This window comes from Shewanella sp. Arc9-LZ, assembly GCF_010092445.1.
Taxonomy (GTDB): Bacteria; Pseudomonadota; Gammaproteobacteria; order Enterobacterales; family Shewanellaceae; genus Shewanella.
This window is the reverse complement of record NZ_CP048031.1, coordinates 2,072,440-2,089,571: the sequence shown is the minus strand read 5'-3', so window position 1 is coordinate 2,089,571 and position 17,132 is coordinate 2,072,440. Positions and strand designations below refer to the sequence as shown.

General features: G+C 40.6%; 19 protein-coding genes. 5 read left to right on the top strand and 14 right to left on the bottom strand.

Annotated elements, in window-relative coordinates; genetic code table 11:
* Positions 1-34 precede the first annotated feature (34 nt).
* The 3 genes from GUY17_RS09065 to GUY17_RS09055 form a co-directional block, all read right to left on the bottom strand.
* On the bottom strand, positions 35-481 hold the full coding sequence (locus tag GUY17_RS09065; RefSeq protein ID WP_162022933.1) for a YcgN family cysteine cluster protein: 447 nt from the start codon (positions 479-481) through the stop codon (positions 35-37).
* A 62-nt stretch (positions 482-543) separates the two neighbouring features.
* Positions 544-1,512, bottom strand: a complete 969-nt coding sequence (locus GUY17_RS09060; protein WP_162022932.1) for a lytic transglycosylase domain-containing protein — start codon at positions 1,510-1,512, stop codon at positions 544-546.
* A 31-nt stretch (positions 1,513-1,543) separates the two neighbouring features.
* A complete protein-coding gene (locus tag GUY17_RS09055; RefSeq protein ID WP_101087581.1) occupies positions 1,544-1,822 on the bottom strand; it encodes a YcgL domain-containing protein in 279 nt (92 codons plus the stop codon).
* A 119-nt stretch (positions 1,823-1,941) separates the two neighbouring features.
* Here GUY17_RS09055 and minC point away from each other — a divergent pair, with 119 nt between their 5' ends.
* Genes minC through minE form a run of 3 tightly spaced genes read left to right on the top strand, consistent with a single transcriptional unit; the run spans position 1,942 to position 3,707 of the window.
* Positions 1,942-2,607: a septum site-determining protein MinC gene (gene minC, locus GUY17_RS09050; RefSeq protein WP_101087580.1), complete on the top strand. Its 666-nt coding sequence runs from the start codon at positions 1,942-1,944 to the stop codon at positions 2,605-2,607.
* Positions 2,608-2,634: 27 nt separating this feature from the next.
* The gene (gene minD, locus GUY17_RS09045) at positions 2,635-3,444 is read left to right on the top strand and encodes a septum site-determining protein MinD (RefSeq protein WP_011637202.1); all 810 of its coding nucleotides are present in this window, start codon (positions 2,635-2,637) and stop codon (positions 3,442-3,444) included.
* 2 nt (positions 3,445-3,446) lie between these two features.
* Entirely contained in the window at positions 3,447-3,707 is a 261-nt protein-coding gene (gene minE / locus GUY17_RS09040; RefSeq protein WP_011637201.1) for a cell division topological specificity factor MinE, read from the top strand.
* A 102-nt stretch (positions 3,708-3,809) separates the two neighbouring features.
* Here minE and rnd read toward each other — a convergent pair whose 3' ends face one another.
* The 10 genes from rnd to GUY17_RS08990 all read right to left on the bottom strand — a co-directional run bounded on the left by rnd (position 3,810) and on the right by GUY17_RS08990 (position 14,077).
* On the bottom strand, positions 3,810-4,922 hold the full coding sequence (gene rnd / locus GUY17_RS09035) for a ribonuclease D (RefSeq protein ID WP_101087579.1): 1,113 nt from the start codon (positions 4,920-4,922) through the stop codon (positions 3,810-3,812).
* Between the two features lie 89 nt (positions 4,923-5,011).
* On the bottom strand, positions 5,012-6,685 hold the full coding sequence (gene fadD, locus GUY17_RS09030) for a long-chain-fatty-acid--CoA ligase FadD (RefSeq protein ID WP_101087578.1): 1,674 nt from the start codon (positions 6,683-6,685) through the stop codon (positions 5,012-5,014).
* A 198-nt stretch (positions 6,686-6,883) separates the two neighbouring features.
* Positions 6,884-7,777: an alpha/beta fold hydrolase gene (locus GUY17_RS09025; protein ID WP_162022931.1), complete on the bottom strand. Its 894-nt coding sequence runs from the start codon at positions 7,775-7,777 to the stop codon at positions 6,884-6,886.
* A gap of 21 nt (positions 7,778-7,798) precedes the next feature.
* On the bottom strand, positions 7,799-8,581 hold the full coding sequence (locus GUY17_RS09020; protein WP_254439929.1) for a class I SAM-dependent methyltransferase: 783 nt from the start codon (positions 8,579-8,581) through the stop codon (positions 7,799-7,801).
* Between the two features lie 77 nt (positions 8,582-8,658).
* On the bottom strand, positions 8,659-9,336 hold the full coding sequence (locus tag GUY17_RS09015; RefSeq protein ID WP_101087575.1) for a M50 family metallopeptidase: 678 nt from the start codon (positions 9,334-9,336) through the stop codon (positions 8,659-8,661).
* The gene (locus GUY17_RS09010; protein ID WP_059745362.1) at positions 9,329-9,658 is read right to left on the bottom strand and encodes a hypothetical protein; all 330 of its coding nucleotides are present in this window, start codon (positions 9,656-9,658) and stop codon (positions 9,329-9,331) included. The genes GUY17_RS09015 and GUY17_RS09010 overlap by 8 nt, the downstream gene beginning before the upstream one ends.
* Positions 9,659-9,717: 59 nt before the next feature.
* Complete coding sequence (gene tsaB, locus GUY17_RS09005) at positions 9,718-10,419, bottom strand: tRNA (adenosine(37)-N6)-threonylcarbamoyltransferase complex dimerization subunit type 1 TsaB (RefSeq protein WP_162022929.1); 702 nt, start codon at positions 10,417-10,419, stop codon at positions 9,718-9,720.
* A 73-nt stretch (positions 10,420-10,492) separates the two neighbouring features.
* Positions 10,493-12,418 (bottom strand): ATP-dependent DNA helicase, encoded by a 1,926-nt coding sequence (locus tag GUY17_RS09000; protein ID WP_162022928.1) that lies wholly within the window; start codon positions 12,416-12,418, stop codon positions 10,493-10,495.
* A gap of 398 nt (positions 12,419-12,816) precedes the next feature.
* Positions 12,817-13,047, bottom strand: coding sequence for a thioredoxin family protein (locus GUY17_RS08995; RefSeq protein WP_162022927.1), 231 nt, complete (start codon positions 13,045-13,047; stop codon positions 12,817-12,819).
* Positions 13,048-13,063: 16 nt separating this feature from the next.
* Complete coding sequence (locus GUY17_RS08990; RefSeq protein ID WP_162022926.1) at positions 13,064-14,077, bottom strand: permease; 1,014 nt, start codon at positions 14,075-14,077, stop codon at positions 13,064-13,066.
* Positions 14,078-14,425: 348 nt separating this feature from the next.
* On the opposite strand from GUY17_RS08990, the gene GUY17_RS08985 reads away from it, so the two are divergent.
* Complete coding sequence (locus GUY17_RS08985) at positions 14,426-15,769, top strand: hypothetical protein (protein ID WP_162022925.1); 1,344 nt, start codon at positions 14,426-14,428, stop codon at positions 15,767-15,769.
* 163 nt (positions 15,770-15,932) lie between these two features.
* Entirely contained in the window at positions 15,933-16,484 is a 552-nt protein-coding gene (locus tag GUY17_RS08980) for a DUF1569 domain-containing protein (RefSeq protein ID WP_162022924.1), read from the top strand.
* Positions 16,485-16,539: 55 nt separating this feature from the next.
* On the opposite strand, the gene GUY17_RS08975 is transcribed toward GUY17_RS08980, so the two are convergent.
* Positions 16,540-16,923 carry a Fis family transcriptional regulator gene (locus tag GUY17_RS08975; RefSeq protein ID WP_162022923.1) on the bottom strand — a complete coding sequence of 128 codons (384 nt, stop codon included), beginning with the start codon at positions 16,921-16,923 and terminating at the stop codon, positions 16,540-16,542.
* Positions 16,924-17,132: the final 209 nt, after the last annotated feature.

Sequence of the window (17,132 nt, the reverse complement as noted above, 5' to 3'; positions counted from 1 at the left end):
CTCATTGAGGTCTTTTTTATATTTGAAGAATTGATTATTCAACGTCTAGCATCGGCCACAGTACAATACAGTCTTCCAAATACTTCACTTTCATTTCGTTTACGGTTTTACCTTGTACCGAAATACCCGCTGCATGCATAGCCTGTTTATTTCCAGTCAATAACGGATGCCAGCTAGGTAAGCCTTTGCCAACATGCAAACGTCGGTAAGCACAGCTATCGGGTAACCAAGTCAGCTCAGCAATATTCTCAGGCGTAATGGCAGTACATTCAGGCACATAAGTAAAACGATCAGGATATCTACGGCAACCACAAGTATCGTTGTCCAATAGATGGCAGGCGGCATTGGTATAATAAAGTTCATCCGTTTCATCATCGATGATTTTATTTAGACAGCACTTACCGCAGCCGTCACAAAGAGACTCCCATTGTTCGGGGGTCATGTTTTCTAAAGGTGTGGTTATCCAAAACTGAGTCATCATTTTATGTCTAAAGTAGTTTATTGTCTAAATTTTCACGCATTTTACACCTAAAACGGTACAATTTACTGTTTAATTTTCTCAGAAAGGTAGGTTATTGCCAGCGTATCGTACAAAGAATTATTAAATTGATGTAATAATCGAAAATTATTATAAGTTAAATAAAAGCGGCCTTTGGGTCCATCCGGCGCAATTAATGATACTTCCATGTCATTACGTTGGGGTAAATCTGCACCATCAAAACGCCTGACACCATAGGCTTGCCAATCTGGAAATGTGTGATGTGATTGTAAACCAAGTAAGTTTGGATCTAACATCATTGTCGTTTTTACCTGTCTTCCCCACGTAGAATCATATTGCCAATCTTGTTGATGTAGCATATTAGCCGTAGATGCAAAGGCATCATCCATACTGCTCCAAACATCAATGATGCCATCTTTATCGGCATCTATACCGTATTGGAGTATCTGGCTAGGCATCATTTGCATCTGTCCCATCGCCCCTGATGAAGAACTTTGCAATAAATCTTCGGTAATATTTTTTTGTTCGATTAGCTTGAGCGCTGCAATAAATTCATTAATGTAAAAAGCTTCTTTATCGCCTTTATAAGCCAGTGAGGCTAAAACAGATAACCCAGAAAAACGTCCTGTTCGCTCTCCAAATCGAGAGTTCATCCCCCATAATGCCATCAGGAATCGGGACTGAACTTGATAAGTTCGGCTAATATTTTCTATTTGTGATTCATGTTGCTGAAACATTGCTCTGGCTGTACTCACGGTAATTTCAGGTACAGCTTGGGGAATAAAGTGTTCTAATGTTTGTGATTCATCTGAATGGGTATTGAGGCTGGCTTTTTTGAAGATTTTAATATTAGCAATATAGCGTTCTGCTGTCAGTTGATTAACGCCAGTGGCTATTGCCCTTTGTTGTAGTTCCAACAAATAGTCGGAAAATTCGCCACGGCTGTCTTCTGCCATGGCAATATTAGAACAAATGAAGTAACAAAATGCACATAAAATGATTTTTTGAATCATATTCGTCTTGATTACTCCTTTAAGAATGAGCTTATTTCTTAAAAGCTAATTCTTGTTTATGTTGTTCGAGTAAATTAATTTGCGGTGGTGGTATTTGCAAGTAATAGCCTTTTTCTACTAATGCTGACTTAACTTTGTCAATATCAGCGATACCTAAATGATCTCGTTTAGATAAAGGTACAATCATCACTAATGTCTTTGAACCAAACATTTCCATTAACGGTTCAGGAACGTCATCAAATACATCACGTTTTTTGACAAAAAGGTAAGTATCTGCTCTTCGACCGCTTTTATATACTGCACATATCATTTTAGTGTAAATTTCCAAAGGTTCAAACTTGATAGTCAACTAAGCACACTATAACATGGTGGCACAAGAAAATAATTGTAAATCAGTTTATCGCTGAAGTATTGGAGAATCACGCCGGGATGGCTAAACAAAATCTCGAATTAAAGGCCACGTCTTTTACCTTATCAGTACTGCATATCAATCATAACGATCTCGATATCATTGCGGCTGAATTAGACAACAAATTGGCTCAAGCTCCCCAGTTTTTTTTGGGCGCCCCCTTGGTATTAAATTTATCAGCCATTCAGCATACTCACATTGATTTTAATGCACTAAAACAATTATTAATTGACCGAAATCTTATTATTGTAGGCATTACCGATGCCAGCCCAGAACAAATTGAACAAGCAAAAAGTATGGCAATTGCAGTGGTTAAATCGGGTAAACAAGCCCGCAAAGCTGAGTTGCCTGTACGAGCAACTAAAATTGTTAAACAAAATGTGCGTTCTGGACAACAAATATACGCACAAAATGCTGATTTAATCATTTTTGGTGCGGTTGGTAATGGCGCTGAAGTCATTGCTGATGGTAGCATCCATATATATGGTGCTCTTCGTGGGAAAGCCATGGCGGGTGCTGCGGGAGATAATCAAAGTGTGATTATCGCTAACTCGTTAGAAGCAGAATTAGTATCGATTGCTGGACAGTATTGGTTGACAGAACATTTGCAACAATACGATCTAAGTCAAAGAGGCTGTGTTCGCCTTGAAGGCGCATCTCTTACTGTTGAATCATTGCCCCAATAATCGGCAAATACAAGGATATAAATATAAATGGCGCAAATTATTGTTGTCACATCAGGTAAAGGCGGTGTGGGTAAAACAACATCCAGTGCAGCAATTGCCACCGGATTGGCCTTAAAAGGAAAGAAAACTGTCGTTATCGATTTTGATATTGGGTTACGTAATCTTGATTTGATTATGGGTTGTGAACGCAGAGTCGTATATGATTTTGTTAACGTCATTAATGGTGAAGCTAATTTGAACCAAGCGTTAATTAAAGATAAACGCTGCGACAAACTGTTTATCTTACCCGCGTCTCAAACACGCGATAAAGATGCGCTCACTAAAGAAGGCGTTGGCCGGGTACTTGAGAATTTAGCCAAAGATTTCGATTATATTGTTTGTGATTCACCAGCGGGTATTGAACAAGGTGCCATGATGGCGCTTTACTTTGCCGACATCGCGATTGTTACCACTAACCCTGAAGTGAGTTCTGTACGTGACTCAGATCGTATATTAGGCATGCTGCAGAGCCGTTCACGTCGTGCGGAATTGTCTTTAGAGCCCATAAAAGAATATTTATTGTTAACTCGTTACTCTCCTGCGCGGGTCAAAACGGGTGAAATGCTCAGTGTTGAGGATGTGAAGGAAATATTAGCCATTGAATTACTCGGTGTGATCCCTGAGTCTCAATCGGTACTGAAGGCGTCAAACTCTGGTGTACCGGTCATTATTGATCAAGAAAGTGATGCAGGTTTAGCTTATGGCGATACGGTTGCACGCTTATTAGGTGATGATGTACCTGTTCGATTTATTACAGAAGAAAAAAAGGGATTCCTTAAAAGGATATTTGGGAGCTAACTATGTCGATACTTGATTATTTTAGAAGCAGTAAAAAGCCCAATACCGCATCATTGGCAAAAGAACGATTACAAATTATTGTGGCTCATCAACGTGGTGAACGTGGTGCACCTGATTATTTCCCAAAGATGAAACAAGAAATCATCGAAGTGATCCGTAAGTATGTGCAAATATCAGATGACCAAGTCTCTGTGCAACTTGACCAAAACGATGACAATTTATCGGTGTTAGAGTTAAACGTTACCTTACCTGATTCAAAGTAATCAGCCAAGGTCACCCTACTCTGCTTAACACAAAAAAGGATACTGGCATTATGCGAGTATCCTTTTTTGGTATGTTGATAAATTGCATTAACTAAAGCTGAATTAACTAAAGCGCACTGGCTCTAGTAAATCACCTACCAACTGCCCACGCCAACCGACCAAGAGTATCGGTGTTGGTGTTTGTTTGTTGTGATACAACCATAATAGAAATTCATGAATATGGCGCTTAGAACCAACAAATTCTAATGCGACATTTTCACGCTCACATAATTCAGTTAAGACTGTTTTAACTTCTTTAAAAGCTGATTTATAACCTGACTTAAGCGCAACAACATCAACTTCTTCAGGTAGATTAATTAAATCTGCCGTCGCCATAACTGTTAATAAATCTTTGCCGTGAATACGTTTCTCTTGATCTGTTAAGTCATTTAAACTATTCAATTCCGCCAGTGTGGTCGGTTGTTTTTTGGCTAATGCAATTAATGCATGGTCTTTTACCACAAAACCCAGCGCTAGATTGCGGCTTACCGCTTTGGCTAGACGCCATTTCGCCAATACTTTTAAATAGGCTAGCTGCTGACTCGATAATTGAAATGCATTTTTGACTTTAAGGTAAACGCTGTCGCCTTCTGGCAATGACATGCGCCCTTCTGTCATACGCTGACCTTCTTCAAACAACCATTCAAGACGATTGTCCGCAGCAAGCTTCTGTTGCAGCTGAGGGTATAATTGATATAAATAAAACACATCATTAGCCGCATACTGTAATTGCGCATCAGACAGTGGACGATTCATCCAATCCGTACGTGATTCGCCTTTATCTATTTCGACTTGCAAGCATGCGTCAACGAGCTTGGCATAACCTAATCCGTGGCCTAAACCAGCAAAGCTTGCCGCTATTTGGCTATCAAATAAAGGGCTTGGTTGGCATTCACCATAATGAGCAAACACCTCGAGATCTTCACTGCATGAATGCACTAATTTGACAATATTTTGGTCAGTTAATAACTGCCAAAATGGGCTTAAATCGGTAATCGCAACCGGATCAATTAAGGCTAAAGTTTTGCCATCATAGGCTTGAATAAGGCCTAATTTAGCATAATAGGTTCGAGTGCGGACAAACTCAGTATCTAGCACCAGCAAGGTGCTTTGTTGGTATTGTTCAACTAATGACAACAGGCTGGCATCATCACTGATATATTCAAACGTTAACAAAATAGGCTCCGCTAAAAAAAGGTGTGAGCAATACGATAAGCTGATAACAACCAAACATAAAAAAGCCGGCTTAGTTGCCGGCTTTGATTTTACGCTTTGTTAACTTCATCTCGAAGTTGTCGGCGTAAAATTTTACCCACATTGGTTTTCGGTAATTCGTCTCTAAATTCTACCAGCTTAGGAACTTTATATCCCGTTAAATGATGACGGCAGTGCTTAATCAGTTCTTCTTCGGTTAATGATTTGTCTTTTGCTACCACAAAAATCTTCACTAACTCGCCACTGGCATCATTGGGAACGCCAACAGCAGCGACTTCGATAACTTTAGGGTGTAGGGCAACAACCTCTTCTACTTCATTCGGAAATACGTTAAAACCTGATACTAAAATCATGTCTTTTTTACGATCGACAATGAAAAAGAAACCTTTTTCATCCATATAACCAATATCACCAGTGGCTAACCAACCGTTTTTATCAATCACACTGGCCGTTTCTTCCGGACGCTGCCAATAGCCTTGCATCACTTGCGGGCCTTGAGCATACAACTCACCGGTTTCACCCTGGGCTAATACTTTACCATCATCATCACGTATCTGAATGAAGGTTGAAGGCGCAGGAAAACCAATAGAGCCATTGTACCCACTGAGATTATATGGGCAGCATGTGACCAATGGTGATGCTTCAGTTAAACCATAGCCTTCGAGTAAACGTGTCTTAGTAAGGTTTTGCCATTTATCAGCAACGGCGCGCTGCACCGCCATCCCGCCGCCAATAGACAATTTTAAACCAGAAAAATCAAGTTGAGTAAATTCTTCATTATTAACCAAAGCATTGAATAAGGTATTAACACCCGTCAATACCGTAAACGGGTACTTTCTAAGTTCACCCACAAATGCTGGGATATCTCGAGGGTTAGTGATCAGAAGATTTTTACTGCCTTTGTGTAAAAACAATAAACAGTTAACTGTCAGTGCGAAGATATGGTAAAGAGGCAATGCTGTCACCACAAACTCAGCACCATCATCAAGCGTTGGAGAATAAGCGCCACTAGCTTGTAAAACGTTACTTACTACGTTTTTATGGCTTAACATGGCACCTTTAGATACCCCTGTAGTTCCACCGGTATACTGTAAAAAGGCCAAATCCTCGCCACTAATATCGGCTTTAATGTACTGCAGGCGTCGGCCTTTAGAGAGCGCATCGCGAAATGATAATGCATGCGGTAAATGATATTTTGGTACTAATCTTTTAATGTATTTAACAACAAAATTCACTAAGGTGCGTTTGGGTGCGCTGAGCTGATCACCAAGGTTAGTGATAATGACCGACTCTATTGGTGTTTGATCAACAACTTCTTCTAGAGTGTTAGCAAAGTTAGACACCACAATGATGGCTCTTGCACCCGAATCGACTAATTGATGTTTTAATTCCCGTGGCGTATACAGTGGGTTAACATTAACCACCACCATACCCGCACGTAAAATACCAAACAGAGCAATAGGATATTGCAGCAAATTGGGCATCATAATGGCAACACGGTCGCCTTTATTTAAGTGCAGTTCGTTTTGTAAATATGCAGCAAATGCTCGACTTCGCTCTTCGAGTTTACGGTACGTCATCGTCGCACCCATGTTAATAAATGCAGGTTGGTCAGCATATTTTGCTACTGCATCTTCGAACATGTGTACTAAAGAACTGAATTGAGATGGGTCGATTTCGGCCGGAACATGTTCAGGTAAATTATTAATCCAAGGCTGGTCCACAGGTGTCTCCTAATAATGCCCACTGTGCTAAGACGTGCATTCCCCGTCAGTGGTAAAATATTTTATTGTCTGCGTATCATTAATATTGTTTTCGCAGGCTTTATTATGTTGCTTGTCATGAACTAAATCATACAAGTGTTTTAATTTTCGATCATAATCACATAAATAAACTAAAAATAACAGCGTTTTCACCTATGGCTAACGGCTATTTAGAATAAATGCTCCAATCGATTTAGCAACCAGGTCGGCATTCCCCATGTGAAGATGATGGTCTCCGGCTAAATGAACAATATCAATATTGGAAAACCATTTATTGGCTTGCTCTGTTGATACTGTTAATTGTTTATAGCCATCATGGCCAACAATGAGTAACGAAGGCGTGTCACTTATTGTCATCAAAGCGTCAACCTGTTCAAAGGTAAAACGGTTAAGTGAGTCTAATTTTAACCGAGGATCACTACGCCAAGAATAGTGGCCATCAGTGGCGGCCATATTACGTTTGGTGATCATTTCGCACCATGGTAATGCTAATCCAGTGAGTTGATGGCGAGCCTGAATCGCAGTATCCATTGAAGAATACGTTGGAGTGACTCTGGCTAGTTGACGATTAAAGCGTTGTTGTTGCTGTAAGCCTTTTCGTAAGCGATCTTTAGCTTGTGTGGCAGATTCAGATAACGGTGCTAGGGCTTCTATTAATATGAGTTTATGGATGTTGTCAGCAAGACATGCATTGTAAGCTGACGCCACAATGCCGCCGAGCGAATGGCCCAATAAGATAATGGGACCCGTTTCTTGTGACAGGGTATGGATCACGGCTTGCAGATCGTAAATATAATCAACCCAATGCAACGGATAACGCCCTGGGCGATGATCTGATAATCCATGCCCTGGCCAATCGATGCACATCAGTTGAAATTTATCGAATAACCCTTGCTGAGCAAAGGCCTGCGCTAAGGGGATAAAACTGTCGACATTATCAAGCCAACCATGCAAAGCCAAAATCACTGGCTTGTCGGCTTGACCATAACGTTTAGCTGCAAGAGTAATATGAGCCAACGGCAATTGAATTTCTTCTACATCAATGTTCAACATTGTTGGCTCACTTTACAAAAATTATTTAGCGGCTATTTTGGTAAATTTGATTGTCATACGGTCACTTTCACCAATATCAAGATACTTCTGTTTATCTTGATCGCCCATAGCTAAACGCGGTGGTAATGTCCACACACCTTTTTGATAATCTTTAGTGTCTTTAGGATTGGCATTCACTTCAGAGCTGCCGGTTAATTCAAAACCGTATTTATTGGCCAACTCAACCATTTGATTTTGATCCATATAGCCACTTTCTGCAGCCATACCGATATTGGCACGATGTTCAACAATGCCTAATGAGCCTCCAACTTTTAACACGTCATGAGCGGCTTTAAACACACCTTCCAACTCTCCTTTCATTGCCCAATTGTGCAAGTTACGGAATGTTAATACGTGGTCTGCAGAATTATCTTTACCCAATGAAAACTTAGCCGGTGGATCAAGCGTTACAAACTGTACATTGCCTACACTGGCTTTGTTATCGTTAACCCATTTTTCAAACTTTAAACCAGCTGATTTGTAATAAGCACTTTGATTCGTGTCTGTTGCAGGATTAGTTTCAAAATTAGCAGCTACATATTGGCCTTTTTCAGCTAGATATGGCGCTAAAATTTCAGCATACCAACCACCACCTGGCCATAGTTCAATCACAGTTTGTTCAGGCTTAATATCAAAAAACGCTAATGTTTCAGCAGGATGACGATATTGGTCACGTAGTTTATTATCTGCAGTACGAAACTCGCTGGCCACTGCTTTAGCAAGGGCAGAACTAACCTTCGGTGCCGTCACTTTTTTATCGGGCATATTATCGGCTGCGTATATTGCGGTCGACATACCTAAACTTGATAAGCCAATTAAGGCTCCTAACATCATGTTACGTTTCATTTTGACACTCCCTTTTTTCGATCAACTTTACGCCAACAGAGCAACAACATAAACCCGCTAAAGGCGAGCCATGTTATTACCCATAACCATGCAGGTAGCCAAGTCATTTTAGCTAACATAACCGCATCACCTTGACCGCTTAACCCCAATAATACCATCGGACTTGCCATGGCATTTAAAATAATCATTAACCCTAATATACGCAGTAAGGTGTTTAACAGACTACTGTTTTTTAATTTAAGTGGTAACAAAAAAAGTATTATCAATACGCTGAGTATAACAATGGTTAACACATCGCGAGCCCAAAAAAGTAACGATGCAGCCACGGTAAACGCGAGTAAAGTCAGGGTAAATCTAATGGTCTGTTTTTGCGTTGCCATCAGAAATATCGAATAACCCCAGAGTGCGGCGCCAAAATAGCCCGCATAAGCGATTAAGATACTGCTGCCGCCTTGGCTAAAACAAAAGCCAGCGCCGTTTGGAAATAGCTGAATATGACTGACCGAGCCACCGGTCAATAATGTCGCGATGCCATGAGATAATTCGTGAAAATAACTTTCAAACCATTTAAAAGGTATAGAGATATAAGGGAATCGCGTCAGTAAAAAAGCCAACAGTAATTCAATCACAAAACGGCTACGACTGGGTGTTGCAGACAACGGCACATTAGGCATATAAATCAATACCAACCATTTGTTGAATTTCGTCTCTTTTAGCAGAATGCTGTGTCGATAAATACTGAGCTATAGCGCCACGCTGACTGTAAGTCTCACGGTCGTATTCAACACGCGCTTGCTGTTTGGCCGATAAAGTTGAATCATCCACAATGGCCATGTTGCGAGCTTCAATCCCTTGAACCTCAGTTTCTACAGTAGCAGGATTAACAATAATAGGTTCGTGGGCCGCTATGATCGGCCGATTACCGGCAACAGCTTGGCTCAGGCTAATTGGGCCTGATTGATTATTTGCCATTGATAATGCTGAATTTATCGTCATTAACGACACCGTTTACCTATATTTTAATCTTATACTTTATGTCAAATTGCCGTGAATGGCTATTCTCGGCCCGGAAGTTTTTTCCACGTAACAGTATCACGAAGGTACACAGGCGAAAGTTCATCTACAGTAGTATGCAAACCTTGTTGATAACCTTGTTGTGCCAGAATTAACATGGCTTTCGCATCTGGATAAGTTGCTTGGGTGCATGGTGTCATGTGTGGCGCTATCGTTAATAATTGTGGATAGGCTTCAAAGCCTGTGCCACAAACACTAATGTTTTGTTGTGTATCGAGGGTTAACTCAATCGCTTCTGGCGCGCTAACGTGTTCTTGACCTACTAAGGTAGCAATGCCGTCTTTGGCAATGTATTGGCCCCAATAGACTTCCTTCATACGGGCGTCAATACAGCACAATACTTGCGTAGCACCTTGCTCTGTTATGGCTAATTGGGCCATAGCAGCTAAGGTCGAAATGCCAATAACCGGCAAGTCGAGTCCCAAGGCTAATCCTTGGGTCATGCTGGTACAAATGCGAATACCGGTAAAACTGCCAGGACCGCGGCCATAGGCAATCATGTCCACATCGGCCAGTGTCACTTGGGCTTGGGCTAGCACTTCATCGACCATAGGTAATAATCGTTGACTATGCTCACGTGGTGCATCAGCAATAAGTGCAAACACCTCACCATTAATGGTTAACGCAGCGGAGCAAGTTTCAGTGCAAGTATCAAGAGCGAGGATGGTTAACGGCTTTGGCATTATGATGGGTTACCCAGTAAAAAAACATCAAATAGACTCAATATGATAACTGATGCGTACGGTTTTAAAAAGCTTAAGGGATTTGTTTTAAAAATTGTAATGCACGGTCTAAGTCACGTGTGCGTTGCATGGGTGGCAAAGAATTAATAAACGCCTGGCCATAAGCGCGGTTAACGATGCGGTTATCGCACAAAATAAGCACACCACGGTCTTTCTCATCACGGATTAGCCGCCCGACGCCTTGCTTTAAACTTATGACCGCTTGTGGCAGAGAAATATGGTCAAAGGGGTCAAGCCCTTGACGTTCGGCATTGGCTGCACGGGCTTTGTATAAGGCATCATCTGGCGATACAAACGGCAACTTATCGATAATCACGCAGCTGAGTAACTTACCGCGAACATCGACGCCTTCCCAAAAACTGCTAGTACCGAGTAATACTGCATTACCTAACTGCCTAAATTTATTTAACAAACTTTGTTTACTGGCTTGGCCTTGTACCAGTAAAGGATAAGCGACTTTACCTTGTAAAGCGGATGCAACTTGTTCGAGCATTTGATGGCTAGTAAACAATATGAACGTACGGCCTTGAGCCGCGTTGATAGCTTGAATACACACATCGACTAATTGTTTTACCGTATGTTGCGACTGCCCTACTTTACCTAAATGGCGCGGTACACAAAATACCGCTTGATTAGGGTAATCAAATGGACTGTCTAAAATGATTTGTTGTGCTGATAACAAGCCTAGCTCAGTCGCAAAATGGCCCAAACTTCGGTTTACTTGTAAGGTAGCCGAGGTGAAAATCCAGCGAGTTTTGGCATCAAACAGCTGCTGGCATTGTTTTGCCACATTGATAGGACTCAGTCTTAACAGGATAAAGCGCGGACCTAACTCGACACTATAAGCCGCTTGCATGTCTTTGCATTCAAAATAGTCTTGTAGCTTTTCAGCAAGCTCATGCAATTGTTCAAACGCTAAGTCGAGTTGGTCTTCACGCCCAAGATGATGACGCATTACATTGGTAAGGTCGGTAAGTGCCTGTTGTAGTGCCCACGATACTGTCGCTAAGTGTTTATTGGCGAGTACTTTACGCCAATCAGTTACTTGGTTGTCGTACATAGCGTTGTGCCAGTCACTCAAAGCCAACAGCCCACGTTGCGACAGTTGCTCTATTTGAATACTGTCGCGAATGAGTTGTTTGTGTATTTTAATGATGCCATTAAGCAACTGATCAATTTCGCGACTGGAGATATGGCTGCCAAAGTAGTTAATGCAAATATCTGGCACCAAATGGGCTTCATCAAAAATAACCACATCAGGATCTGGCAATAACTCGGCAAACCCGGTGTCTTTGAGTAAGCGGTCGGCAAAAAATAAATGGTGATTAACCACCACCACTTTTGCCTCCATAGCCCTAATACGTGCTTTACGGGTAAAACACACATCATAATGATCGCATTTTTTACCCGTACAGGTTTCTTTGGTGCTCACAACGCTAGGAATAACCTCTGAATGCTCTGCCACCGAGGTTAAATTGCCGATATCGCCATCTTTACTTAAATGTGCCCATTGGTTAATCTTGAGTAAATCATCAATATAATATTCACTAAATTGACTGGCATTTTGCATCTGCTTTTCAAGACGTAACTGACATAAATAATTGTTACGCCCTTTTAATAACGCAATGGGTACATGTACATCTAACATGGCAAGCAATGCGGGGAGATCTTTGAGGAATAGCTGCTCTTGCAGATTTTTACTGCCGGTACTCACAACCACTTGCTTGCCGCTGAGTAAGGCCGGAATTAAATACGCATAGGTTTTACCCACACCAGTACCCGCTTCTAAAATCAGATTATGCTTTTTAGCAATAGCGTCACTGACCGCAACGGCCATATCCGTCTGACTTTGTCGGTGGTGGTAATGATGCACATGTTTGGCTAACGCACCGCGATCGCTAAATTCATGGATTACAGATTGGGTAAGTGTAGAGCTCAAAGCATCCTCAAATTATCGCGCTAATGCTGATGTAGTGTGATTTGGGCTATTATGCTTATAACGGCATCATGTTCCAACTGTTTATCACCAAAAGTTGTAAAGGCAGTTGTATAAACAATATCGATGATTTGACTAAATTTAGACCAGAAACAAAAAATGCTGGCCACCAGCGTGACTCAGCATTTCTTGACTCGTATAAAATATAATCAAACGTTTATTTTTTAGTAATTCAGAGAACAGGTTTTGAATGTGGTGTTCAGGGGTGAATTCAAATACCACTTTTTCATTGGTAACCTTGCGTTTAACACTTATGCTCGTGACTTTTTCGGCCGATTTTGACCAAATAAGTCAAATGACAATATATCAGGCATCACAAAATCATCCGTAAAACATATCTTCTATATCCACATTGCCATCTGTTCTTTGGTGGGCTTACTGCCTTTGTGGACCACTTTTTCATCAACCACTACCGCTGGCGTACTCATTACGTCATAAGCCATAATTTGTGCCATATCGGTCACTTTTTCGATTTTTATTGTAACCCCCTTTTCATCAGCAACAGCTTGGGCAAGCTCAGCAGTTTCAAGACACTTTTTACAACCAGAACCTAATACTTTAATGATTTTCATTTATTGTTCCTTGTGACTAATTCGTAGATGATAGCAACGGAGCAAATGCATTAAATATCCACCCCACTAAAGTGAATGAAACTAATAGAAGGCTAAATAATATTGCCAGTAAACGCCATTGCATGACTTGCTTTAACAAAATAAATTCAGGAAAACTGGCCGCTACAGTGCTCATACAAAATGCTAATGTGGTACCTATTGGTAAACCATTGATAATAAGGCTTTCCATAATCGGAATAACACCTGTCGCATTGGAATAAAGTGGAATGCCGAGCAACACCGCAGCAGGAACAGACCACCATTGTCCGTCGCCCAAATGCGCTTCAATCCAACCGTCCGGTACAAAGCCATGCAGCGCCGCGCCCAAACCCACCCCAATGATGACCCATTTCCACACTCGGCCGAATATATCTAGCATCTCAGTTTTGGCAAATTGATGCCTTTGTAGCAATGACATAGTTTGCACTTTGCCACTATCATCAGCAGTATTGCCAACCCCCTTCTGCTGACCACGTTTTAAGGCTTCGGCCGCAAACGACTGTAGCCAACGTTCAGCCTTAATACTGTCAAGAAACAGGCCGCCTAACATTCCCACGCTCATTCCAACGGCAATATACAATAAGGTAAATTTGAGCCCCAATAAGCTCATAAGCAGTAATATTGCGACTTCGTTGATTAAAGGCGAGGTAATCAAAAAGCTCATGGTGATCCCTAATGGGATCCCGGCAGAGGTAAAACCTAAAAAAACAGGAATGCTCGAACAAGAACAGAATGGCGTTATGACACCAAAACCTGATCCCATTAAATAACCTAATCCTCGGTGTTTACCTGCTAAATAATCTCTGACACGCTCAACATTTAACGAAGCCCGGATGAGGGCAATGAAATAAATCATCACCAGCAGTAAAGCAAAAATTTTAGTGACGTCTTCAACAAAAAAATGCAGCGCATCTCCGAGTTTGGTCTCTGGCGACAACCCCAATAAACTGTATATAAGCCAAGATGCAAAATCAGAAAAAATCTGAAACATAAGTTATTGCTCTATAAAAACACTACTGTAAAGATAGCCTTATTTTTAGTCGCAATATAAGATCCAGGTCTCGATTTTGTTGATGATAAAAATAAACATAGATTATCCGAAATAATATCGGGTTAATTTTTTTCTAAGTGGAATGTCTCGTTTTTGTCAGTTTTACCTATGATGACTTATTCAAACTCAAAATTTAAATGTCGATGATAAATTAATATAAAAATTAGTCAGTTAAACTCGTTTTTATTAAATCTATTACTGAATAATTCGTTGCAATGTTAACGGCATCATAATAACGTAGCCCTAGAGATATTTGAACACAGTCAATAAGCTTAAGGAAAAGCAATAATGAAATGGTTAATTGTAGTGGTTATAAGTTGGTGTATCGGGTTTATCAGTTATCCGCTGATATGGCCTAGTGACACCCCAGACACTACCGAACATGCCGATTTATTGTCCAAAACACCACAAGGCAACACTTCAAAATTTGTCTCTGTAGGTCAAGCTAATCTTACTTCGGTAAATGATGTAACCCAGAACACTCACGACCGAGAAGCATTTAAGGCATCGTTAGGCAATGATGAAACGCCTTACATGTCGATTTTTCGCATCATGCAATTGGCCGAGCAAGACCCTCTAGAAGCATTACTCGTTGCCGAAGAAACGCAACATGAAGACTTATATGGATTAATTTTAGAAATAGCGGGGAAAATGCAATTTTCAAATGTCATTTCATGGCTAGAACAGCAAAAGTCGACTGAACAATATGAATCATTACTCGACGGTTATTTACGTGGTTTAGCGTCTGTAAATCCGCAACAAGCATTAAGCGATGTAGAGTTATTAGCAGTAGAACCAATGAAGTCGTCGATCATCATGTCGATTGTCGACTCATGGGCCAACACCGATGCAATAGCCGCATTTGAATGGTTAAAATTGCAAACAGAAACTCAATCAACGTTAAAAATGTACTTAAATACCATGTATTACTACATTGAACAGTCACCTAACGAAGCCGCCAATCTCATTTCATCACTGCCATTAAATGAGTCGACTAATTATCTTATTACATCGATGGTATATCAGTTGGTTGAAAAGAATACTCAAGATGCTGTCGATTGGTTAGATACTATTGCCGTAGAGCAACGTGCCAGCGGGATATATATTGTCTCTCGAAAAATGGCAGAAACAGATCCTGAAGCTGCTTTAGTATTTTTAAACAATCAAAAACAAGCTTACGATTTAAATCAAGATTATTTCAACAGTGCCTTAGCTGAAATAGCCAGTGTGGAACCCAATATGATGCTAGCGCGAATAGATAATTATGAAGCGAATGTTCAGCGGGATATTATCATTAACGCTAGCTACGCCCTCGCAGAAAATTCGGAAGTCGATTTTTTGCAGGTAATTAACTCGCTGTCCGATGACAACAAAGATATTGCTTTTCGTCAACGATCAGCCCAGTTGAGCCAAACAGATCCACAACAAGCGTTTAATGTAGCCGAACGCATTAATGATGCCACGACTCGATTAGAATCTATTGCCAGTACCGTCAATGTCTGGAGTGGGTTTGACAAACGAGCAGCGATGACAGCAATTGATAACTCAACCCTCTTAACAGCCAGTCAAAAAGCCGAAATAAGCAGTCAAATACAATTGCAGCTGACATCATCGAATATTATTTACCCTTGAGTAGCCATTTGATTATTTGGCTAACGAGCTTGTTCTATTGATTGCCACGGCAATTAACATCTTGTTATAGAAATAAGCAATCCACACAGATGCACACAGTCGTTAAGTTGATTATGATGATGACATTAAATAGTAAGTTAATGCCTACCAAAAAGGCCACATAATGCAACGCAGACAGTTTTTAAAAGTGGGAATGTTAGGCGCTGCGGTAGGATTAACTGGTGCCAGTGCATTATGGTTAAGCCAAGGCAATGATCCAACACAACTGAACATTGCTGTACTATTAGCCAAGTTGAATAAGTTAACGATGTTATCAACCGAACAACTTGCAGGTTTAAGCACTGGCAAGTGGAACAGTGCTGAAGTGTTTACACATTGCGCGCAAAGTGTTGAATTTTCAATGAGCGGGTTTCCAGAGCATAAATCAGCACTCTTTAAACAAACTGTCGGAGCCCTGGCATTCACCGCATTTGTCACTAAAGGTGCAATGTCTCATAACTTAGCCGAACCAATCCCTGCTGCGCCAGAGTTAGACCGCAGTGTTGATGTTAATCAAGCACTCGCTAGGCTGATACAATCTTTAAAAGATTTTCAACAATATAAAACTGATTTGGCACCACATTTTGCTTATGGTGAATTAAACAAAGCAGATTACGAGCTTGCCCATGTACTGCATTTTTATAATCACCAACAGAACTTTAATCTAATGAGTTAACGGTTAAAAAATTAACATTAAATATCAAGAGCTTAAACAAAATCCCAATACAACGTTAGTGCAGCTTAGATAGCCCGTTTTTATCGATACTACTGGCATTATGTAATCGCGACGCCCAATTACCATGATGTTGCTGATCACAAGCAGTTTCAGTATCAAAGCTAACATGTTGATTAATATCTTTGAGATCAATCTGGTATTGAGCAAGGGTGCGTTGAATTAGTGTTAACAGTAGCGCTTTATGACCACTTTGATTAAATTGCGTTAGTTGTGTTTCAGTATCAAATATACAAATAATTCGTAAGCTCTTGGGGAATGTCGTGTAATCAACGACGTGCGTAATCCATGCAAAACCAGGATAGCTATCCAGTGCATGTTCGCATACGACGGTTAACCCCTCTCTTAATTTATTATCGATTTTTTTATCGGTTTTTCGCATACTAAAATGTTCTTCCTAATCTGTACAACTAGATGAATACATCATCATATTAAAAGCTATCGAGTACATTATGTTTTTATGCGCAGAACATATCGTTAACCATAGTTCTGGTTACCATTAATGATGAACGGCTATTTCGTTACATAACTCTTGTTACAGTTTGAGCTAATGTCTAAGGCCTGTTGATCTTTGCAAAAACAGCCTTGAAA